A 20,699-nucleotide genomic window follows, 5' to 3' on the forward strand; every position below is an offset into this window, starting at 1 on the left:
TTGAAATTTAAGGGTTTCTTATGGCATCCGCATTTTATATGGTGTATAATAAAGGTCGACGAAAATGCGATTAGTTAGAACTGGAGGGTATGCATGAAATATATTAATGAATTAAGAGAAGGCGAAAGTGTAGTAGAACACTATCTGTGTAAAAGCAGACAGAGCCTAAAGTCAAGAAATGGAAAGACATATTTGTCTCTTAAATTACAGGATAAAACAGGAATCGTTGATGCAAAAGTATGGGATATGAATAAAGATATTCAGAGCTTTGCGGAAAATGATTTTATAAAGGTAGACGGGTCTGTTACTATTTTTAATAACGACCTGCAATTGAATATTAAGCGCATACGCCGTAGTATGGAAGGGGAATATGATCCTGCGGATTTTATCCCATCTACAGATAAGAATATTGATGAAATGTTTCAACAGTTATTGAACTATATTAAAACCATCCAAAGTCCATATGTGAAAGAGTTGTTAGAGGAGATTTTTTTACGTCATCCCCTAATCAGCAAAGAATTTAAATATCATTCTGCTGCAAAAAGTATGCACCATAGTTTTCGTGGTGGCCTGGTGGAGCATACTTTGTCTGTAACACAAATATGCGATTTTATGTCCGATCGATATCAGTTTGTTGATAGAGATATTTTGATTGCATCTGCAATGCTGCATGATGTGGCAAAAATTATGGAGTTATCTGATTTCCCCGAAAATGACTATACCGATGATGGTCAGCTGTTGGGCCATATTTTTTTGGGTGCCGAATTGATTAAAGATACAGCAGCGAAAATTCAGGGCTTCCCAAAACAGTTGGAGTCTTTGCTAAAACACTGCATCCTTTCCCATCATGGGGAGCTGGAGTATGGCTCGCCAAAAGTACCTGAAACTATGGAGGCCTTTATCTTACACTGTGCAGATAACATGGATGCCAAAACAAAAATGATTGAAGAAATGCTGGCAACGGATAATACCCAAGGCAGTTGGGCAGGATTCAATAGAATGCTTCAAAGAAATATCCGTCGTTCGGATTATAAATAAGAGGGAAGCCGAATGGAAAGAAAGACTATATCTGCCCATGAGATTAATAAATATTCCTATTGTCCCTATCAGTGGTATTATGAAAGACTATATGGTAGAAAAGAATTGCGTCGTCTGTATCATGAGAGGAACGAAGCCCTTGCCTTAGAGGATAGCTTGGCGGCAAACTTCAATAAAGGTTTAGAGTTTCACCAGAGGGATTATTCTAGATTGCGTTTGCAAAGGTTGGTTTGGAAAATTGGGTTGGCTTTAATTGTGATTGCAGTAATAATAGGATACTTTTTTATTCGAAATGGGGCAAGTTTTTAATGTTTGGTAGATTTGTTTGGGCAGATTTATTTTTTGTTGTATTGTTGCTAGGTTTATTTTTAGTACTATATTTTCGTAAGCACCATTGGTCAATGAAGAAAGTGGTTTCATCAAATAAAATGTGGGGTTACCACTTGATTTATGCTGACCAGAAGCAGGGCAGAAAAAATGAGAAGGATTTTGGCAAGCTTCTCTACTCGGCGGAGTTTGAATTGCAAGGAAAACCTGACTATATTTATAAAAAAAGAATTGGAAAAGGTGTTGTGCCGGTTGAGTTGAAAAGCGGTTTGATTGGTGAGGATCCTGTGCCCCATAAAGGGGATTTATTACAGCTTGGAGCATACTTTTTAATACTGGAAGATGTGTATAAAGTTCGGCCAAAGTTTGGACGCCTTATCTATCAAGATTATATGTTTATTGTAAAGAATTCCAAGGCGTTGCGAAAGGAAGTACAAAAAACAACAAAGGAAATGCGGGAGATGTTAATATACGGGGTGGGAAAGGCGAAGCCAAGTTTTCCAACCTGTAGATATTGTGTTTGTAATGGTACGGTTTGTACCCATTCAGGAACAGAAATAATTGGAGGAAAAGCAAATGAGTCTTCCTGTGGAGAAGAATAAAATATACGAAGTGACTGTTGACTCATTAGGTAGCAATGGTGAGGGAATTGGCAGAATCGAAGGGTTTACTATTTTTGTGGAGGGTGCACTACCCGAGGAAACCGTTAAAGTTTTAATTGTTAAGCTAAAAAAAAGTTATGGTTATGGGAAGATGATTGAAATTATTTCTCCCTCACCTTATCGTGTTGAACCACGCTGTCCCGTGGCTAAGTTTTGTGGGGGATGCCAGTTGCAACACTTTTCATATGAAGGGCAGCTTGCGTATAAGGCAAGAAAGGTAAAGGATGATTTGGAGCGCATTGGTGGATTAAAAAACCTGGAGGATTTACCTGCTTTTGGCATGGAAAACCCCTGGCGCTATCGAAATAAGGCCCAGTTTCCTGTGGGGAATGGAAAAGAAGGAGCTGTGGAAGTGGGTTTTTACGCAAAGCGTAGCCACCGAATTGTGGATACTCCCGTTTGTTATTTACAGGATGCTGTAAATGATGAAATTACTGTGATTGTTCGTAATTTTATGGAAGAATTTAAAGTTTCAGCATATGACGAAGAAAAGCATAAAGGTCTTGTGCGCCATATTTTAACTAGGGTAGGGCGTAATAGTGGGCAGATCATGGTTTGCATCGTCATAAATGGAAAAAGTATTCCCTACAGTGAAGTTTTGGTGGAACGACTGCTACAAGTGAAGGGGATTGTGTCTATTGTTCTGAATGTAAACAAAGAACAAACAAATGTAATTTTAGGGAAAAAAATAATTACCTTATGGGGAAAGCAAACCATAGAGGATTCTTTAGATAGTATCACATTTGAAATTTCTCCCTTATCGTTCTATCAAATAAACCCGACTCAGACGGAGGTTTTGTATAATAAAGCGGTTGAAATGGCTGACTTAAGGGGAGAGGAAACTGTTTTAGACTTATACTGTGGAATTGGAACGATTTCTTTGTTTTTTGCTAAAAAGGCAAAAAAAATTTTTGGGGTAGAAATTATTCCCGAAGCCATTGAAGATGCAAGAAAAAATGCAAAAAGAAACGGAATATACAATGCAACTTTCGAAGTTGGAGCGGCGGAAGAAGTGATACCGCGTTTATATCAGGAACAAGGGATTACAGCCGATGTTATTGTTGTGGATCCACCCAGAAAGGGGTGTGAACAAACCCTTTTGGAAACAATTGCAACAATTCGTCCAGAGAAATTGGTTTATGTGTCCTGCGACCCTGCAACTCTTGCTAGGGATGTGCATTTTTTGTGTGAAAAAGGGTTTCAGGTGGTAGATGTGCAGGTTGTAGATCAATTTCCGATGACAATCCACGTTGAGACGATAGCGTTGATTACGAGGGTAGACAAGTAGAGGGTCCCAAAGGGCTTGAAACATGGGGATTCCGTGGTTTTCGGTAAAATTCTTGAGAGCCGTGAATCCAGAGAATTCCTTGTAAAATCGCTTGTTGGGAACTGGTCAATCCTTAGGGTTGAGTGGACAGATTAGCTTTAGGTAGGTTGAGGAGATAGCATTGTTATAAGATAGATAGGTTTACAATAATGTTTAAAATTGCCTAATTATCAATGCCGGAAATAGGCTGAATGATAATTAGGCTATGTTTTTTTATTTCCCGAGTGACCATTCAATGTCATATACATCACTTATTTTTGATGGTATGATAGATATAAACATCCAATTATCAATTACCGTGTAATCGGGAGTGTTTTCAGATAATCTTTGAAGTGTAAGACTTAGTAAAATTTTAATGAAAATACATAACTGTTCAGTATCCCTTAGAGAGCGGTTTACGTTAAAGCTGCTAATGGTGTCACAGGTTAATGTCTGCAGGGCGGCCTTTACCTTTTTCAAATATGAATTTTCCATAGAAATATCAATGGTAGGTTCATAAGGGTCATCTGAAATTTTCTTAGCATAGACAATTAATTTCTTATGCAGTTTGGTTTTAGCTTTAGAATTCGCTTGATAATAGATTATCACATGTAATCTAGGGTTTTGGTTATCCATGACGCTACCTCCTTTGGTAGTGTCATATGTTAACTCTATGTAGTGATATTATCAAGCTATATAGTCAACAATGATTGAGGTATTATATAAAATAGCCTAAGTATCTCCGTAGAGACGATAACGTTAATGACAAGGGTGAATAAGTAAAAGGTTCGAAAATATAGAAAATAAGGGGATTTGCCGTTTGTGGGTATTTCCGGAATTTGTCAAAATAGATTGTTTAGGAGAATTTATCTACAAATAGATTGCACAGAATTACTTTTGGGCAGGTTCTTGAGATAGAAAAGTTGTAAAAATGGGCTAATTAACATAGTGGAGAATCTACATCATGATGAGTAGTTGTATACCAACACGCTGTTATGGATACGTTAAAATTAAGTTAAGGAGAAGGTATAATGGAAAGCAAATTGATACATATTGCACCGTTTGATATTGGCTGCTCATTTTTTGATTATGAATATACTAAAAGGCAGAACAGGCAAGAATTTATTAAATGTTTATCTGAAAAGTGTTTGGAAAAAGGAATGTCAATTGATAATTCATCTAATGATAGATATATGTACTATGTAAAATTAAACGAAAAAACATCTTGCTATTTATTAGAGTGTGGTGTTGGAGTTTTTACATTTGAAAACCTTGATATATCTGACATGACACATTTTAGCGAGGTTTTTGATAATAATTTTGTATGTGATTTATATTATCTAAAAAAAATAGAACAAAAGAAAATATTGCATCAGAGAGAAGAATTTGTAAAAGTAAATGAATTTATGGAAATTGTATGGTCTTCAGTCTACAAGATGATAAGACCGTTTTCAGCATCTAAAAATTACAAATACAATGGGTTGTCATATGTAATGTCTGTCTATCATATTATAGATGGTTCTCAAAATTTAGAGCAGGAATACAACAGGGATATTGATTTGCTTATGAATCCAGATATACTTAGCAAAATAGAAAAAGAAGAACAGTGGGGTTCGATTAAAGAAAAAATAAGAAAACATAAGACGAAAGGCTACAATCGACAAGTAATTAATGATGTATCTGTTGTAGCATCATCATGGTCAGCAGTGGCAGTTATTGAAGAGAAAGAGACTGAAGTGATTTCTAAAATAATTGAATATGAAGTAAATCTTCAAGCAAGTTGGTTTTTATTTGATTGTTTAATTGATAATATAAAACATAGTAAAATGTCGAATTTAGATCTGCAAAAAGAAAAAAGTTTAGTGACAAATGCTTCGCTTGAGATTAGCAATATATTGAGTGCAAACATGAGTACAAATGAAAAGAACGTAATGGAATCAATATACGCTACATCTGGAATTAACACATTAAAGGAAAAGCTATTTTTATTATTAGAGAATAGAATAGCAATAGAGGAAGCTAAAATAAGTGAAAAGCAAGGAATTTATGGTGTGATTACGGAAATTTTATTGGTTATATTTACTTTGGTGAGTATCTATGAACCAGTAAAAAACCTTATAAGTGGAACAATAGGTACAGCTGATTTAGTAATTGGCGGAATTATGCTGGTAGTACTGATAATTTGCTCAATTTTGATAATAGGAAAGGGGAAATAGATAATGAAGAAAATATTAGTAGTAGTTGATATGCAGAATGGATTTGCAATATATGATCAAACAATTAACTTAACAGAGGAAATTCGAAAGTTGTTAAAGAGAAAATTATTTGACGTAGTTATTGCTACACGTTTTATTAATGATGATAATAGTATATATGAAAAATTATTTGGATGGAATAGATTAAAAACAAAAGAAGAAAGAGAACTTGCTGATGGATACGAAAAATATGTTGATTGTGTTCTTGATAAATCGGTATATACATGTGTTAATTCTAGTTTTATTCAGAAACTATGTCAATTAAATGATGGCATTTATCCTGAAGAAGTATTTATTGTTGGAGCAGATACTGATTGTTGTGTACTTGCTATAGCAACAGGATTATTTGAGTGTAATATACGTCCTATTGTTTTGACAAAATATTGTGACTCAAATGGTGGGACAGCTTCGCATAATGCTGGTTTATTGTGCATGAAACGTTTGATTGGTGAAAACCAATTAGTTGATAGAGAAATTTTGCTGAAGGAAGATTTAAATATTTAAGTATTTGAGGCACATTATCTATCTGAAGATAATAACCCTGCACTTATTTCTAAGGAAACATATCAAGTAGTAAAGATTGAAAAGGTTTATCGGAGTAATGTAATTAAGAATGATGATGGTCAGCAGCAGAAGGACAAAAAATATAGTTTAAAGGACAAAAATGAAAAATAGCCTAATCGAGATGTACTATCTTAAAGAGAGAATGGTTGTAAAAGTAGGGAAAAAATGCTATTTTTCTGAGCAAAATGTGTTATTATAAAATAGCCTAACTATCTCACGTTGAGACGATAGCGTTGATTACAAGGGTTGAGAAGTAAGAGGTACGAAAAGCCTTGAAATAAGGGGATTTCGAGATTTTGTATAAAATTCTTCCGAGGAGGGAATCCCCATAATTCCTTGTAAATTCGCCTGTTGAGAACTGGTCAATCCATAGGGTTGAGTGGACAGAATAACTTTTAGTGGGTTGAGGAGACAGGATTGTTATAATATAGAAAGATTTATGATAATTAATAGAATAGCCTAATTATCAATGCCGAAAATTGTCCTTATATTGCTGCTGCTGGGCAAGATAATAGAATCATATATCACGATATCATGATATAAAATTGATTATTGTGCCCGCTTGTGCTATACTAATCATGGTAAATTGTACAGGAGGGCTTGCCTTATGTTATACAACTATAACAGGCTATGGAAATTACTAATAGACAAAAAAATCACGAAAACAGAAATGCGGAAGCAGGCAGGTATCAGCACAAACATTCTTGCTAAAATGGGCAAAGAAGAACCTGTATCAATAGAAAGCCTTGCAAAAATATGTATTGCCCTTAAATGTGGGCTTGATGATATTGTGGAGATAACCACAAATAAGGCAACGGAGGTAACAGAGAATGGCACAAAATAGCAAAAACGGTAGTCTTAATAAAGCTGGAGTTGCTAAAGAAGATGAGTTTTACACCAAACTCACAGATATTGAAAAAGAATTGCGGCATTATCGTGATTTTTTCAGAGGTAAAACTGTCTTTTGCAACTGTGACGACCCTTTTGAAAGTAATTTCTTCAAATATTTTGCAATGAATTTTAATTCGTTAGGGTTAAAAAAGTTGATAGCAACTTGCTATGCGACTTCGCCTATTGTTTACACGCAACTAAATTTGTTCGGTGATGAAGAAATTGTTGCAATGGAAGAAAGCGAACGAAAACCCTATAAAATTGAAATAACGGAAGTTATCGACGAAAACGGCGATGGGCGCATTGACCTTTTCGATGTGGAATACCTTTTGAGAAATCACAAAAATGCCTTGACACTGTTACAAGGTGACGGGGATTTTCGCAGCGAAGAATGCGAAGCATTACAAGAACAAGCTGATGTTATTGTAACAAACCCGCCTTTTTCTTTGTTCCGTGAATATATTGCACAATTAGTTGCGAGTGAAAAATGGTTCATAATAATAGGAAGCCAAAATGCGCTAACTTATAAAGAAGTATTTCCAATGCTAAGAGATAACAAGGTATGGTTAGGCTATAATTGCGGCGATATGGAATTTACAGTACCCGATTATTACGAACCACGCGCTACCCGATACAGAGAAGAAAACGGTGTAAAATATCGAAGTATGGGGAATATTTGTTGGTACACAAATATTGATATTCCTAAAAGACATGAAAATTTATTGCTTTATAAAGTATATTCGCCTGAAGAATATGAAAAGTATGATAATTATGAAGCAATTAACGTGAATAAAGTAGTTGATATTCCATGTGATTTTTACGGTGTTATGGGCGTTCCTATTACATTTATGGATAAGTATAACCCTAAACAGTTTGATATAGTAGGATTAATTGCGGGTAATATAAAAGGGTTGGCGGGTATTACGTCGAGTACCGGAAAAGATGGACCATACATAAACGGCAAATTGAAGTATGGGCGCATACTAATAAAGCGAAAGGGTTGATATAATGAAAATTAAATTACATGAAATACCCGTGCGCCAAGTTGTATCAGGCTATATAGACAGCGCGGAAAATGGCGTTGTCGGATATGGGGGCCGCTTGAACATTCGCCCCGCTTTTCAGCGTGAATTCATATACAAAGACAAACAGCGCGATGAGGTTATCAATACGGTAACAAAGGATTTCCCCCTAAATGTTATGTATTGGGTAAAGGATGACGCCGGAAATTTTGAAGTCCTTGACGGGCAACAACGCACTATTAGCATTTGCCAATATGTAAGCGGCGATTTTTCTATTGACCATATGGGTTTTGATAATCTGACACAATCAGAGCGTGACCAAATTTTAGACTATCCGCTTATGGTTTACATTTGTGAAGGTACAGACAAAGAGAAGCTGGACTGGTTCAAAATTATCAACATTGCAGGCGAACAGCTAACCGCACAGGAATTGCGCAATGCGATTTACACGGGTGAATGGCTGACCGAAGCAAAGAAGTATTTTAGCAAAACAGCTTGCCCCGCATATGCCATTGCAGGAGAATATTTTACTGGTTCGGCAATTCGTCAAAGCTATCTTGAAACGACTATTCGTTGGATTGCCGCCCGTGACGGTGAAGAAATCGAAGATTATATGGCGATGCACCAACATGACACAAATTGCAATGAGCTATGGCTTTATTTTCAAACTGTAATAAATTGGGTAAAGGCTATTTTTCCGAAATATCGCAAGGAAATGAAAGGGCTTGAATGGGGTATCTTTTATAATAAGTACAGCACGGGCAAGTATGACCCAAAACAACTTGAAGCCCGTATTGTCGAACTTATGGAAGATGAAGATGTAACAAAGCATTCGGGTATTTATGAATATTTGCTTTGCGGTGATGAAAAGTATTTGAGTGTTCGCGCTTTTAACCCAAAAATGGCACGAACAGCATATGAACGGCAAAAAGGTATTTGCCCGAAATGCAACGAACATTTTGAAATTAGCCAAATGCAGGCCGACCATATTACACCGTGGAGTAAAGGCGGAAGAACAACGGCCGACAACTGTCAAATGCTTTGTGCCGATTGTAACAGACGCAAAAGCAATGTTTAACTTTGTTTTTTGCTTATCGTTTGCACCTGTCAAGTATCATTTAGAGGATTTAAGCGAAAAATAAGCGACATGTGAAAATCGACAGAGTATAGATATTCGCAAAATCCATAAGAAATTGAATAATATTATATATGCTATGCAGTTTGTGACCATAAGAATATTTAAGGTGAAAGTTTCAAAGGTAGTGCGTTTCTTACAAAATAAAGTGGGAATAAGAGTTCAGAATGCTAAGATTTAGTCTAAATTAGACTAGTCGTAGCATTTTTTTGTATTTGTGGAAATATTTTGAATTAAGGTGTATAATTAAGAGGATATTAAGTAAAAAAAGAAAGGCAAAGTTATTATGATAATTATTGAGGAATTTCAGAAAATAAGGTCAAGTACCCATTTAATAGTATTGGATACAAACATTTTATTAGAGCTTTATCGTCAACCAGCTTCTATTAGCATTGATGTTATCCAGGCATTAAAGCAAATATTGAATAATCTTTATGTGCCAAGATATGTATATGACGAGTACATAAGAAATTATCAGAAAATTTGTGGTAGTGAGAAAAAGAAATATCAAAAAGTAAGTGGAGAATTAATAGCATTAATAAGAAAGCATAAGGAAGACATTAGGGCTAAAACCAATGGATACAGAATGCATAACTATATAGATATTACTAAATTGCAAAACGATTTAAATGGAAAAATTGATGATATGAAATTAATTATTGAAACGTTTCACAAGGATCATAAAACAGAAATTAATTCAAATTTAGAATTTCTGAAAAATGACAGAGTAAAAGAATTTGTGGACCTATTAGTCGCAGAAAAGAAGATAGGAGCAATAATTCCGTTTTATGAAAAATTAGCTATTTTACAAGAGGGGCAAGTTCGTTTTGATAATTTAATTCCGCCTGGATATAAGGATTGTGAAAAAGACGGTATAGATAAATACGGAGATTTATTTATTTGGAAAAATATTATTAAAGTCGCAAAAGAACAAAGTGCCAACATTTTATTTGTATGTAATGATGTAAAGGAAGATTGGTGGGAAAAGGATAGAGAAAACCCAATTGATTTAAAAAATGAATTGCTAATGGAATTTAAGGAAAATAACGCAAACTTAGACATTCACTTTCTGACTCTGGATAAATTTTTCTCATTTATTGCTGAAGAGTTGCATATAGGAAATTCCAAAAGTGCGTTGCAACTATCAGCAGCGGATGATGCAAGAAAATTATTAACTTATTATCATGATGATATATATAAAAAGGTTGAAGAAGAGTTAATTATAATTGATGTTGAAAAAGAGTTAAATGAAAAATATTTGGAAACAGGTGAAGAAAATATTAATTGGGAAATTGATACTGTTTCAGTCGTGAAAGAAGAAAAAATCATTACTTATTATATAGATTTGAACGTTAGTGTACTCGCGGATTTGACATATAGTAAACCTGGGGATTATCCATATTATGCTGGGGTAGTAGCCTTAGATTTAGATGGCAAGGTGGAAATCACTAAGGAGGAATATTCAGTAAATAGTAGTATAAAAAAACTAGATTTAAATTATATTGAAATACGACATATAGAGCCAAAGATATGGAACGTTCTTAATTCTACTTTAAATGAGGCATCTTGTAAAGAACTAATAAAAGCAAATGATGCCATAGAGATGTATCGCCGTGACATAAGTAAGATTAATAATATATAAGTAGCTTTAAATGAGTCGATAATGGGATTATAATTTAAATGCTCACAAATTTAGGTTTTATTTACCAACTTTACGTTATGTTTATGGGTAGTCATTATCAAGCTAATGGTATAAACAAATATTTGTTTATTAACTCTTTAAGTCTAGGAGGTATTATGCAGAAAACAATAACATATTTGTATCCAGATGAAAGAAACGCAGCCAATCTAAAAATGTACCAAGATCGCACAAATCAAATTAAAGCGTTTTATTTTACGCGAGAAAGTTATAAACGGGTTTATGAATTACCTTGTTCTCTGAACTATGCTATATACTTTCTATTTAATGATAGTGAAGATGAAAACCTTGTTTATGTTGGGCAATCTGTAAACGGAATACAGAGAATTGAAGATCACGTTAGGAGTAAAGATTTTTGGTCATATGGTATTTTGTTTGTCACTGACAATAATAGCTTTGATAGGTTGTTAATTGACTATTTGGAGTATGAATTTATACAGAAGTTTAAGAAAAGCAGCTATGTATTAACAAATAAAGATTTAAGGCTTAATAAGCCAAATATTAGTGTTTACGATCTCCCCAATCTTGAAGCATTTATTGCTCAAATTGAATTTTTATTAAGTGCAGAGGGGATTGACATTGACGAGCAAGTAGGTAAGAATGAATCAATTAAATACTATTATCCACCAACTAAGCATAATGCTAAGCTATTTGTAAAGGATGGTAAATTTATTCTCTCAGCTGGAAGTGAGATAAAAAGACCTCCAGAATCAACAAAAACATGGAAGGATCAGAATCATTACAAAAGAGGGAATGCAATAATAGATAGCTACATAGCAAATGAAAAAGTTAAAGAAGAGAATGGAAAGCTCATAACTCAAGTGAATTTGGCGTTTAAATCACCATCCGCGCCTGCTGATCTGATTACTGGATTATCTGAAAATGGTTGGAAATTTTTCAAAGGATTAGAAGATATAAGAAGCAAGTAGATATTGCTTAGTTTCCCATCTATGATTTTTATGGACAGGCCTATTATAGCAAACAATTATGTTTTGCTGTTAAAATAGATGTCGTTACAATAAATACAGAATTGTGAAGATAAGAATAGAGGTAAATCGTGAATAAGCATAATAATAATATATTTTGTGAATATACAATTAAATCATGGGAAGATTGTAGTAGGTTGTTCAAATATCTTACAAATTGGGTTTTTAGAGGGCAGGCAAATAGTTCGTGGCCTTTGCAAACTACTTTAGAAAGAGGAGTAAAAATAAACAACTCTGACATTAGAAATATACCAAAGATCGAAAAAACAATTATTGAAAAATTTAAACGTAGTATTTCAAATTATATAGAAAAATTACCAGATAAAGACGATACGCTAGAATGGATTTCATTAATGCAACATCATGGAGCACCAACAAGATTATTAGATTTCTCTTATTCATATTATGTTGCTCTGTATTTTTCTATAGAGCAAGCATTACAGGAATCAGCGGTATTTTGTTTAAATAAAGACTTGCTTCATAACGAAGGGCTTAAAACTGAAAAATGGAGAGGGCTAGAAGATGATTTTTCTTTTGGAACAAGAAAACACTGTAACAGTGTACTAAATGAACAAACTCTAAGCCCGTTAGTTATGCTGGTAGAACCTTACAATTTGCATGAAAGATTATCTAAACAACAAGGGTTATTTGCAATTCCTTTTGAAGGACATCAATCATTTGAATATAATCTTTCTTTAACAGTAAATAAGTCTCAAAAAAATTAAATAAAGACTGTGTTTTGCTTAAAATTAAAATTCCAAAAGAATTTCATAGTGAAATAAGGAAAGATTTGAAACTAATGAATATTACAAGCGAAACTTTATTACCTGGTATTGATGGTTTTGCAAGATCGTTGTATAGTGAATTCGATTTATAGTTTTTTGAATTTTATCAGATAATAAGATATAGTCTATGTACCTAGTTGAGTACGGGTTTGCTAAATTTAGATTTATAGAAGAAATACTTTTATATAGTATGCGTACTTTAAGGACACAATATATTCAAACGTTTTTTTTGTATTCTTACTGTAACTAGAGACAGTAATCTTAATTTGAAAATGAAATTAAAATACTAAACAGAGATAAAATTTTTATTGCCGTAAAAAAGTGAAGTTAGAACAAGGAGGCATTATATTTATTAACAATGATAAATTAAAAAAATAGCAGCCAATTGGGAGGGTTTTACATGGATAGTATACAAGATATTGCTATTTCTAAGATAGCAGATATTTTATCTAGTTCTAAGCTTTTAACATTGGAAGTGGATATCTGGAAGAAAATATTTAATAATGCAGGGTTGTCGGAGTATTTTCAACAAAGGAAACCGCAGTTTACTATTAGGATAGAGAGTTATGGGGGTAACCCAAGTGATGTTTACTATAATAATAACGAGAGATGTTATAATGGTTTGCACGAGACTTTTATGGATATGGTAATAACAAATTCAAATGAAGAGTTATTTAATTTATTGAATAATATAGTCTGCAGGTTAAATATGAATCGGGTATTTAAAGAAGATATAGAAGATGATTTGAGCCGCACTTATCGCAAATATGGCAATATGTATTTGGATGACTATTTGAAGAAGTTGAGCATTCAGCAAAAGAACGAAATATTAATGAAGTATCCGAGTAAAATTTTTATGCAATTGAGAACGAATGTAAATATTCTGGGTTTAGATATTTGCTTTGATGATGAAGCGTTATGTATTATGCCTTTCACGGGCAGCTTGAGAGAGAGTTCCTTTGATAACAGTGTAATACTTCAGTGGCTGTCTGGGCATTATGAAAACATTGCAGAGAGTTATATTGATGCTATGAAAGCATATAGTGTAAGTGATGAAGTTGGTTGTATTGCACATTGCAGAAATATAATAACGGGTATTTTTACATATAAGAAAGCAGCTCAAAGAAAATGGTTGGACGGTATGCAAAAAGTTTGCTGTAAAGACAAAAATATTTTGAATGTGCCAATTAACAAGATACCTGAGTTTAAATACAATGCAAATGCTGAAGATGTAAATGCAAGATACCAGTACCCACGGTATAATTTAATATATAAACTTTATTCCTATACCTGTGCTTTAGGTGCTCATAAGAATGAGGGTAATGTAAACCAAGCCGGGGTTGAATTTGAGGATGCAACCTTAGAAGATGCTTTCTTCGCACTAAGAATGACAGAGGATTTACTAATCTGGTTATATCAGACCAATGCAATAGAATAATTACAGAAAAATAAGAGTGGAAAATGGGCGAAGATGTAAAAAAGCAATAATTGTGGGTGGAGTAGCTGTAGGTGAATGAAAAACTAAAAAGAAGCTAGGGGTAAATATGCTTCCCAGTATGTTTATAATAGATAATCCAAGGATTAAGAATTTTCATACGAGTATTGTACCCCAAAATGTCTACACACATTAAAATAAGGATTACTGATAATACCTGAGTTTAGCAGTGAATTATCAGTAGTCCTTTTATTATGCACCTAAGAACCTAAATATCATTGCAAATTCAAATTCTTCATATTTTCTTGGACCGAATTGCAACCATTTTTGATAGAAAGCGAACTGGTGGTTGTTGAAATTCACTATATTTAGCTATTGACAGAACTTGTGTTCTAATATATAATTAAAAACGCAATTGAAATAAATGTTACACATATGAAAGGGTGAAAACGATGCGTACTAAAAACCCAGAATATTTTTCTTTGCTAGAAAAGTTTATAGATGATTATTATGAAGCAAACGGTGGTTCACCAACTGTAAGAGAGATATCTGAAGGAACCAGCCTTTCCATTGCTACTATTTCCAGATACCTTAATTATATGAAAGAAAATGGAATGATTAAGTATGAGGGCCATCGCAATATTATCACAAGACAGTTAGCTCAAAGTAGAACTCAGTCTGTGAAGGTTCCTGTGCTTGGAGCGGTTTCGTGTGGCATTCCAATGTTTGTGGAGGAAAATATTGAGGAGTATGTACGTTTGCCTGTGGCCCTATTTGGTAAAGGTGATTTTTTCATCTTGAGGGCAAATGGAGAATCCATGATTGAAGCAGGTATCGACCATGGTGACCTTGTACTCATAAGACGTCAGAACTATGCGCAATCTGGTCAGATAGTAGTTGCTCTTATGGAAAATGAGGCGACTTTAAAACGTTTCTTCCCAGAACCTCAGCAGCAAAGATTCAGACTTCATCCTGAAAATAGTCAGATGAATGATATTTATGTGGATGAATGTATTATTCAGGGTATAGCAGTTAAGGTGTTGAAGGATCTTGAATAATAACTAGGGTTATAAGATAAATAAGAATTTCAGGTGATTTCGGTAAGAGGCAATGGGGGAATTGAATGGGAATGAAACTTTTAACTTTTTGTAGCAGCTGTGGACATAAATTTGGTCGTTCCCGTTCTGGAACGGAGACAGAAACAAAATGTCCAAAATGTGGCGCAGAAATAGAGTATACCGTGGATGAACAGACAGTAATTGTTAAAATTATAAAGCCATCTGAGAAACAGTAGATGGTGAATCTTTTAAATTTGAATTAAGAACGAACTCGGACAGACAGGAGCGTTGTACTCGACAGTTTATCGTCAAGACGCACATAAACAGAGCATCGTGAAGATCGCCGTTCTGTACCGTTAAAATTTATCGAAGGAATCGAACTTGGCAGTCTGTGTGAAACAGTGATGGTAATTGAGACATCACGCAGATACAGGGCTTTTAACAAAAGCCTCATGTGTTTGTTGCAGACAGAGCACCATTAAGGGACCGGTAAATAGGCTTTTGCCACATCAAAGGGATAACTATACCCTTTTGATGATTGGCTTAGGTCTATTTGCCGGTCTTTTTTTCGTGTTTTTAAAAGGTGCAAAAACCTTGCACCTTTAAGAAGTAATATACAAATCAAATATCAAGAGCCTGACATGCATTAAGGGCGAAGGATACGAATATTGGTATTTTTCACTTTACGTAGTGGAAAATACGCAATTTTCAGTAGCCTCTCCTTTTTGCGTCCTTTTTTCGGGCCGAGGTCGGTGTACTGAGTTGCGCCGACCTATTTTTTTGTCCTTTCGCCACAGGTGCGTCCTTCAGGCAGAGAGGGACAAAAAATGAAAATCATGTACAAATTTGCAGATGGAACTGCATCAGAAGTTGAAGTGAACGAAGAAATAGGAGCTGTTGTTCTTGATTCTAGACGAGTAGAGGACAACCTTGGCCGCAAGGAACGCTATCACTGCCTATCGCTTGATGCAGTGGACTTTGAAGGAGAGGAGTTTGCTGATAAGGCTACCCCTGAAAGCATCTTAATGAATGAGATTGATAATCAGCATATGGCAGAAACGCTTGACAAACTGTCAGATGTACAGAAACGCAGGTTGTTAATGTATGCCGAGGGGTATACCTTCCAACAAATAGCGGATTTCGAACAGGTGAGTCTGTTGTCAGTATACGAGTCAGTTAATGCAGCAAGAAAAAAATTTAAAAAACTTTTCTAAAACACCCTAAAAAAACTGCCTCTAAATCTCCGTATAGTGAAGGACAACAAAAAGCAGTCCTTCAGAAAGGTAGGTGCAGATATGAAGCACACATTAAAAATCAGTGTTTCCAAGAAACCTGTGAATGCGGGAATTGTAAGTTATCGCAACATTACCATCCGAGAACGTCTATTAAGATTTCTTCTCGGAGATAAGCAAAAACTTACAATCATCGTTCCGGGAGACAGCGTGGAATCACTGTGTATCAGCGAAATTGCAGAGGGAGGTGTAAAAGCATGAGTAGAAACAAGTTACTCTTAGATGTTATTAAAGATGTACGCTCTCTGGCAGACAGCTTGCAGGCGATGGCAGATGCAATGAAGTCTGATGAATCTCAAGGAGAGCCTGTGAAAAAGCCCCAAAAGCCTTCCAAGGCTGAGGAGAAAAAGGCCCAGTCTGCAAAGAAAGAATGCACCCTTGAAGATGTGAGGGCAGTTCTTGCAGAAAAGTCTCGTAAAGGTCATACGGCAGCAGTTAAGGATCTCCTTATTAAGCACGGAGCGAACAAGCTGTCTGAAATCGACCCTAAAAATTACGAGGCCCTGCTTGCAGATGCGGAGGTGCTGTAATGGGCAAACATGCATTACTGTCTGCCTCTGCTAGTCACCGATGGCTCTCATGCCCACCTTCAGCAAGGCTTTGTGAGAGTTATGAAGATAAGAGCAACGAATATGCGCAGCAAGGTACAGATGCCCATAGCCTTTGTGAGTACAAGCTACAATCGGCTCTTGGAATCAAGGCTGTGGATCCAAGAAAAAACCTTACATATTTCGATGAGGAAATGGAAAGCTGTGCCGAAGGGTATGCATCTTATGTTTTGGAGCAAGTAGAAAAGGCAAAGCAGACTTGTGCAGACCCGGGTGTTCTTATTGAACAGCGATTGGATTTCTCAAGGTTCGTGGAGGAAGGATTCGGTACAGGGGACTGTGTGATTATTGCCGACGGCACTTTATCCGTAATCGACTATAAGCACGGAAAAGGCATCTTAGTGGAGGCTGAGAAAAATCCACAGATGATGTGCTATGCCTTGGGGGCATTGGAACTCTTTGATGGCATCTACGATATTGAACAGGTCAGCATGACAATTTATCAGCCACGTAGAGAAAACATCAGTACTTACACAGTTACCAAAGAAGAACTTTACCAATGGGCAGAAACGGTGCTTGCGCCTACTGCAAAGTTAGCATATACAGGTGAGGGCGAATTTAATGCCGGTGACCATTGTCAGTTCTGTAAGGCAAGGGCTACCTGCAGAAAAAGAGCAGAGTATAACCTTGAACTTGCTCGCTATGACTTTGAGATGCCAGCCACATTGGAAGATGATGAAATTGAAGTAATTCTTGCTAAGGCGGACGGGCTGGTAGCCTGGGCATCTGATATCAAAGAATACGCACTTCAATCAGCTATCAGCGGTAAAGAGTGGAGTGGATTTAAACTCGTAGAGGGTCGCTCCAATCGTAAATACACCGATGAAACTGCAGTTGCAAAGGCTATTACAGAAGCAGGTTTTAATCCATATGAAGAAAAGTTACTTGGCATAACAGCAATGACAGCGGTTCTCGGGAAGAAGAAATTTGATGAAATTCTGGGTGCTTTTATTGAAAAGCCTCAAGGTAAACCAACCCTTGTGCTGGAAAGCGATAAACGGCCGGTAATCAATACGGCAAAAGATGATTTTAAAGAAGATTAAGGAGGACAAATATATGTCGAATAAAGTTACTAACCCAATGAAAGTTATTACAGGACCTAATACAAGATGGTCATACGCAAATGTGTGGGAAGCAAAATCTATCAATGGTGGGACACCTAAGTATTCGGTTTCCCTTATTATCCCCAAGTCTGATACAAAGACCGTTGCTAAAATCCAGGCCGCCATTGAGGCTGCATATCGTGAGGGTGAATCCAAGCTGAAAGGCAACGGAAGAACAGTTCCTGCACTTTCTATTCTTAAAACTCCTTTTCGTGATGGAGATATTGAGAGACCCGATGACGAGGCATACGCTGATTCATATTTCATCAATGCCAATAGTGCTACTACACCAGGTATCGTAGATGCTGATCGCCAGGTTATTATTGACCGTAGCGAAGTTTACAGTGGTGTTTATGGCCGTGCAAGCATTAATTTTTATGCTTTTAACTCCAACGGTAATAAAGGTATTGCCTGTGGTCTTAATAATCTTCAGAAGATTCGTGACGGAGAGCCTCTTGGCGGTAAATCTCGTGCTGAAGATGACTTCGCAACTGATGCTGAAGATGATTTCTTAGCATAATTAAATATCCACTTAGGGTGGCGGAGGTTTATACCTCTGCTGCCCATGAGGGATGAAAGGACGGTGAGAAGTATGAAAAACCTGGGTATTGATATTGAATCCTATAGCAGTGTTGATTTGGCGAAGTGTGGTGTGTATAAATATGCATCTTCTCCCGATTTTGAAATACTGTTGTTTGGTTATGCTGTGGACGGTGGTGACGTTACCGTTATCGATATAGCAAGTGGAGAAGAAATTCCAAAAGAGATTCTTGCAGCACTTAATGATGAAACTGTAACTAAGTGGGCATTTAACGCACAGTTTGAACGAATCTGTATTTCACGATACTTGGGCTTATCTGTAGGTAAATGTTTAAATCCATCGTCATGGAAATGTTCTATGGTGTGGTCTGCATATATGGGCCTACCCCTATCTTTGGAAGGTGCAGGTTCTGTTCTCGGTCTTGGAAAGCAGAAACTATCTGAGGGCAAAGATTTAATTAGATATTTCTGTACCCCATGCAAACCTACAAAAGCCAACGGTGGTCGAACAAGAAATTTTCCTACCCATGATATTGGTAAGTGGGAGCGTTTTAAAGCATATAACCTCCGAGATGTTGAAGTGGAAATGCAGATACAGCAAAAACTTATGAAATTTCCTGTGCCGGATATGGTGTGGGTTGAATATCACTTAGACCAGGAAATCAATGACCGTGGAATTTGTCTTGATATGGTGTTTGCAAAACAGGCTATCCAGATGGATGATATATCCCGGGAAAGCATTATGAACCAACTTCGGGAGGTTACGAAATTGGAGAATCCAAATTCAGTTTTGCAAATGCGTGAATGGTTGGCAGCACATGGAATGGAAACAGATACCCTGGATAAAAAGGCAGTGGCTGAACTTTTAAGAACTGCTTCAAAGGATCTGGCAGAGGTGTTGATTCTTCGTCAGCAACTGGCAAAGTCATCTGTAAAGAAATATACCGCTATGGAAAATGCAGTTTGTGAAGATGGCAGAGCCAGAGGGATGTTTCAATTTTATGGTGCTAATAGGACAGGTAGATTTAGCGGTAGGCTTATCCAGCTACAAAACCTACCTCAAAATCATATGCCTGATTTAGAACAGGCTCGTGGTTTGGTTCGTACTGGTAATTATGAGGCTTTGGAACTTTTGTATGATTCTGTGCCGGAGGTGTTATCTGAACTTATCCGTACAGCCTTTGTACCAAGAAACGGATGTAAATATATCGTAGCTGACTTTTCCGCTATTGAAGCTCGTGTGATTGCTTGGTATGCCGGAGAGCAGTGGCGATTAGATGTATTTGCAAATGGCGGTGATATTTACTGTGCATCAGCATCGCAGATGTTTAAGGTTCCTGTGGAAAAACACGGTGTAAACAGCCATCTTCGTCAAAAGGGTAAAATTGCTGAACTCGCCCTTGGATATGGGGGTTCGGTGGGCGCCTTGAAATCAATGGGTGCTTTGGATATGGGACTTGAAGAAGATGAATTGCAAGGTCTTGTTAATGCATGGAGAAATTCCAATTCGAGGATAACAAAGTTCTGGTGGGATATTGACCGTGTTGTGAAAACAGCCATAAAGGAACGAACCACTTTAAGCACCTATGGACTTCAAATTTCCTTTAAAAGCGGAATGTTATTTATAAAACTGCCAAGTGGAAGACAGCTGTCCTATGTAAAGCCGCGCATAGGAGAAAATATATTCGGTGGTGAGTCTGTTACATATGAGGGTGTTGGTGGTACGAAGAAATGGGAGAGGCTTGAAAGCTATGGTCCTAAGTTTGTGGAAAATATCGTGCAGGCTACAGCTAGAGATGTTTTGTGTTATGCACTTCAGACTTTGCGGTGTTGTAACATTGTAGCCCATGTTCACGATGAAATTATTATTGAAGCAGATAGAAAGATGTCCCTTGATGCCGTGTGTGAACAGATGGGACGAACACCACCTTGGGCAAAAGGATTATTACTTCGTGCTGAAGGGTACGAATGCGAATTTTATAAGAAAGATTGA

At 36.2% G+C, this 20,699-nt stretch carries 22 protein-coding genes; 21 read left to right on the forward strand and 1 reads right to left on the reverse strand.

Going from position 1 to position 20,699, the window contains the following annotated elements:
- Nucleotides 1-93 precede the first annotated feature (93 nt).
- Genes ABVZ64_RS02080 through rlmD form a run of 4 tightly spaced genes read left to right on the forward strand, consistent with a single transcriptional unit; the run spans nucleotide 94 to nucleotide 3,315 of the window.
- Nucleotides 94-1,038, forward strand: coding sequence for a 3'-5' exoribonuclease YhaM family protein (locus ABVZ64_RS02080; protein ID WP_352399408.1), 945 nt, complete (start codon nucleotides 94-96; stop codon nucleotides 1,036-1,038).
- Between the two features lie 12 nt (nucleotides 1,039-1,050).
- The gene (locus tag ABVZ64_RS02085; protein WP_352399409.1) at nucleotides 1,051-1,347 is read left to right on the forward strand and encodes a hypothetical protein; all 297 of its coding nucleotides are present in this window, start codon (nucleotides 1,051-1,053) and stop codon (nucleotides 1,345-1,347) included.
- Entirely contained in the window at nucleotides 1,347-1,967 is a 621-nt protein-coding gene (locus ABVZ64_RS02090) for a PD-(D/E)XK nuclease family protein (protein ID WP_352399410.1), read from the forward strand. Before ABVZ64_RS02085 ends, ABVZ64_RS02090 begins: the two co-directional genes overlap by 1 nt.
- On the forward strand, nucleotides 1,942-3,315 hold the full coding sequence (gene rlmD / locus ABVZ64_RS02095; protein WP_352399411.1) for a 23S rRNA (uracil(1939)-C(5))-methyltransferase RlmD: 1,374 nt from the start codon (nucleotides 1,942-1,944) through the stop codon (nucleotides 3,313-3,315). The genes ABVZ64_RS02090 and rlmD overlap by 26 nt, the downstream gene beginning before the upstream one ends.
- Before the next feature lie 252 nt (nucleotides 3,316-3,567).
- Here rlmD and ABVZ64_RS02100 read toward each other — a convergent pair whose 3' ends face one another.
- Nucleotides 3,568-3,969, reverse strand: a complete 402-nt coding sequence (locus ABVZ64_RS02100; protein WP_352399412.1) for a hypothetical protein — start codon at nucleotides 3,967-3,969, stop codon at nucleotides 3,568-3,570.
- Between the two features lie 395 nt (nucleotides 3,970-4,364).
- Here ABVZ64_RS02100 and ABVZ64_RS02105 point away from each other — a divergent pair, with 395 nt between their 5' ends.
- The 17 genes from ABVZ64_RS02105 (at nucleotide 4,365) to ABVZ64_RS02185 (ending at nucleotide 20,699) form a co-directional block, all read left to right on the forward strand.
- Nucleotides 4,365-5,549, forward strand: a complete 1,185-nt coding sequence (locus ABVZ64_RS02105) for a hypothetical protein (RefSeq protein ID WP_352399413.1) — start codon at nucleotides 4,365-4,367, stop codon at nucleotides 5,547-5,549.
- 3 nt (nucleotides 5,550-5,552) lie between these two features.
- Complete coding sequence (locus ABVZ64_RS02110) at nucleotides 5,553-6,092, forward strand: isochorismatase family protein (protein ID WP_352399414.1); 540 nt, start codon at nucleotides 5,553-5,555, stop codon at nucleotides 6,090-6,092.
- A gap of 667 nt (nucleotides 6,093-6,759) precedes the next feature.
- Complete coding sequence (locus ABVZ64_RS02115) at nucleotides 6,760-6,996, forward strand: helix-turn-helix domain-containing protein (protein WP_352399415.1); 237 nt, start codon at nucleotides 6,760-6,762, stop codon at nucleotides 6,994-6,996.
- Nucleotides 6,983-8,047 (forward strand): adenine-specific methyltransferase EcoRI family protein, encoded by a 1,065-nt coding sequence (locus ABVZ64_RS02120; RefSeq protein ID WP_352399416.1) that lies wholly within the window; start codon nucleotides 6,983-6,985, stop codon nucleotides 8,045-8,047. Before ABVZ64_RS02115 ends, ABVZ64_RS02120 begins: the two co-directional genes overlap by 14 nt.
- 31 nt (nucleotides 8,048-8,078) lie before the next feature.
- Entirely contained in the window at nucleotides 8,079-9,143 is a 1,065-nt protein-coding gene (locus ABVZ64_RS02125; RefSeq protein ID WP_352399417.1) for a GmrSD restriction endonuclease domain-containing protein, read from the forward strand.
- Between the two features lie 343 nt (nucleotides 9,144-9,486).
- Nucleotides 9,487-10,842: a PIN domain-containing protein gene (locus ABVZ64_RS02130; RefSeq protein ID WP_352399418.1), complete on the forward strand. Its 1,356-nt coding sequence runs from the start codon at nucleotides 9,487-9,489 to the stop codon at nucleotides 10,840-10,842.
- 155 nt (nucleotides 10,843-10,997) lie between these two features.
- A complete protein-coding gene (locus ABVZ64_RS02135) occupies nucleotides 10,998-11,828 on the forward strand; it encodes a GIY-YIG nuclease family protein (RefSeq protein ID WP_352399419.1) in 831 nt (276 codons plus the stop codon).
- Between the two features lie 128 nt (nucleotides 11,829-11,956).
- A complete protein-coding gene (locus ABVZ64_RS02140; RefSeq protein ID WP_352399420.1) occupies nucleotides 11,957-12,610 on the forward strand; it encodes an FRG domain-containing protein in 654 nt (217 codons plus the stop codon).
- Nucleotides 12,611-13,070: 460 nt separating this feature from the next.
- Entirely contained in the window at nucleotides 13,071-14,108 is a 1,038-nt protein-coding gene (locus ABVZ64_RS02145) for a hypothetical protein (protein ID WP_352399421.1), read from the forward strand.
- 449 nt (nucleotides 14,109-14,557) lie between these two features.
- Nucleotides 14,558-15,163, forward strand: coding sequence for a transcriptional repressor LexA (gene lexA, locus ABVZ64_RS02150; protein ID WP_352399422.1), 606 nt, complete (start codon nucleotides 14,558-14,560; stop codon nucleotides 15,161-15,163).
- 65 nt (nucleotides 15,164-15,228) lie between these two features.
- The gene (locus ABVZ64_RS02155; protein ID WP_352399423.1) at nucleotides 15,229-15,399 is read left to right on the forward strand and encodes a hypothetical protein; all 171 of its coding nucleotides are present in this window, start codon (nucleotides 15,229-15,231) and stop codon (nucleotides 15,397-15,399) included.
- 591 nt (nucleotides 15,400-15,990) lie between these two features.
- Nucleotides 15,991-16,377 carry an RNA polymerase sigma factor gene (locus tag ABVZ64_RS02160; protein ID WP_352399424.1) on the forward strand — a complete coding sequence of 129 codons (387 nt, stop codon included), beginning with the start codon at nucleotides 15,991-15,993 and terminating at the stop codon, nucleotides 16,375-16,377.
- 81 nt (nucleotides 16,378-16,458) lie between these two features.
- Nucleotides 16,459-16,656: a hypothetical protein gene (locus tag ABVZ64_RS02165; RefSeq protein ID WP_352399425.1), complete on the forward strand. Its 198-nt coding sequence runs from the start codon at nucleotides 16,459-16,461 to the stop codon at nucleotides 16,654-16,656.
- Nucleotides 16,653-16,985, forward strand: a complete 333-nt coding sequence (locus ABVZ64_RS02170) for an rRNA biogenesis protein rrp5 (protein WP_352399426.1) — start codon at nucleotides 16,653-16,655, stop codon at nucleotides 16,983-16,985. Before ABVZ64_RS02165 ends, ABVZ64_RS02170 begins: the two co-directional genes overlap by 4 nt.
- A complete protein-coding gene (locus ABVZ64_RS02175) occupies nucleotides 16,985-18,106 on the forward strand; it encodes a DUF2800 domain-containing protein (RefSeq protein ID WP_352399427.1) in 1,122 nt (373 codons plus the stop codon). The genes ABVZ64_RS02170 and ABVZ64_RS02175 overlap by 1 nt, the downstream gene beginning before the upstream one ends.
- Before the next feature lie 13 nt (nucleotides 18,107-18,119).
- The gene (locus tag ABVZ64_RS02180; RefSeq protein ID WP_352399428.1) at nucleotides 18,120-18,686 is read left to right on the forward strand and encodes a DUF2815 family protein; all 567 of its coding nucleotides are present in this window, start codon (nucleotides 18,120-18,122) and stop codon (nucleotides 18,684-18,686) included.
- A 72-nt stretch (nucleotides 18,687-18,758) separates the two neighbouring features.
- Entirely contained in the window at nucleotides 18,759-20,699 is a 1,941-nt protein-coding gene (locus ABVZ64_RS02185) for a DNA polymerase (protein ID WP_352399429.1), read from the forward strand.

Source organism: Anaerotignum sp. (assembly GCF_040307045.1).
Classification (GTDB): domain Bacteria; phylum Bacillota; class Clostridia; order Lachnospirales; family Anaerotignaceae; genus Chakrabartyella.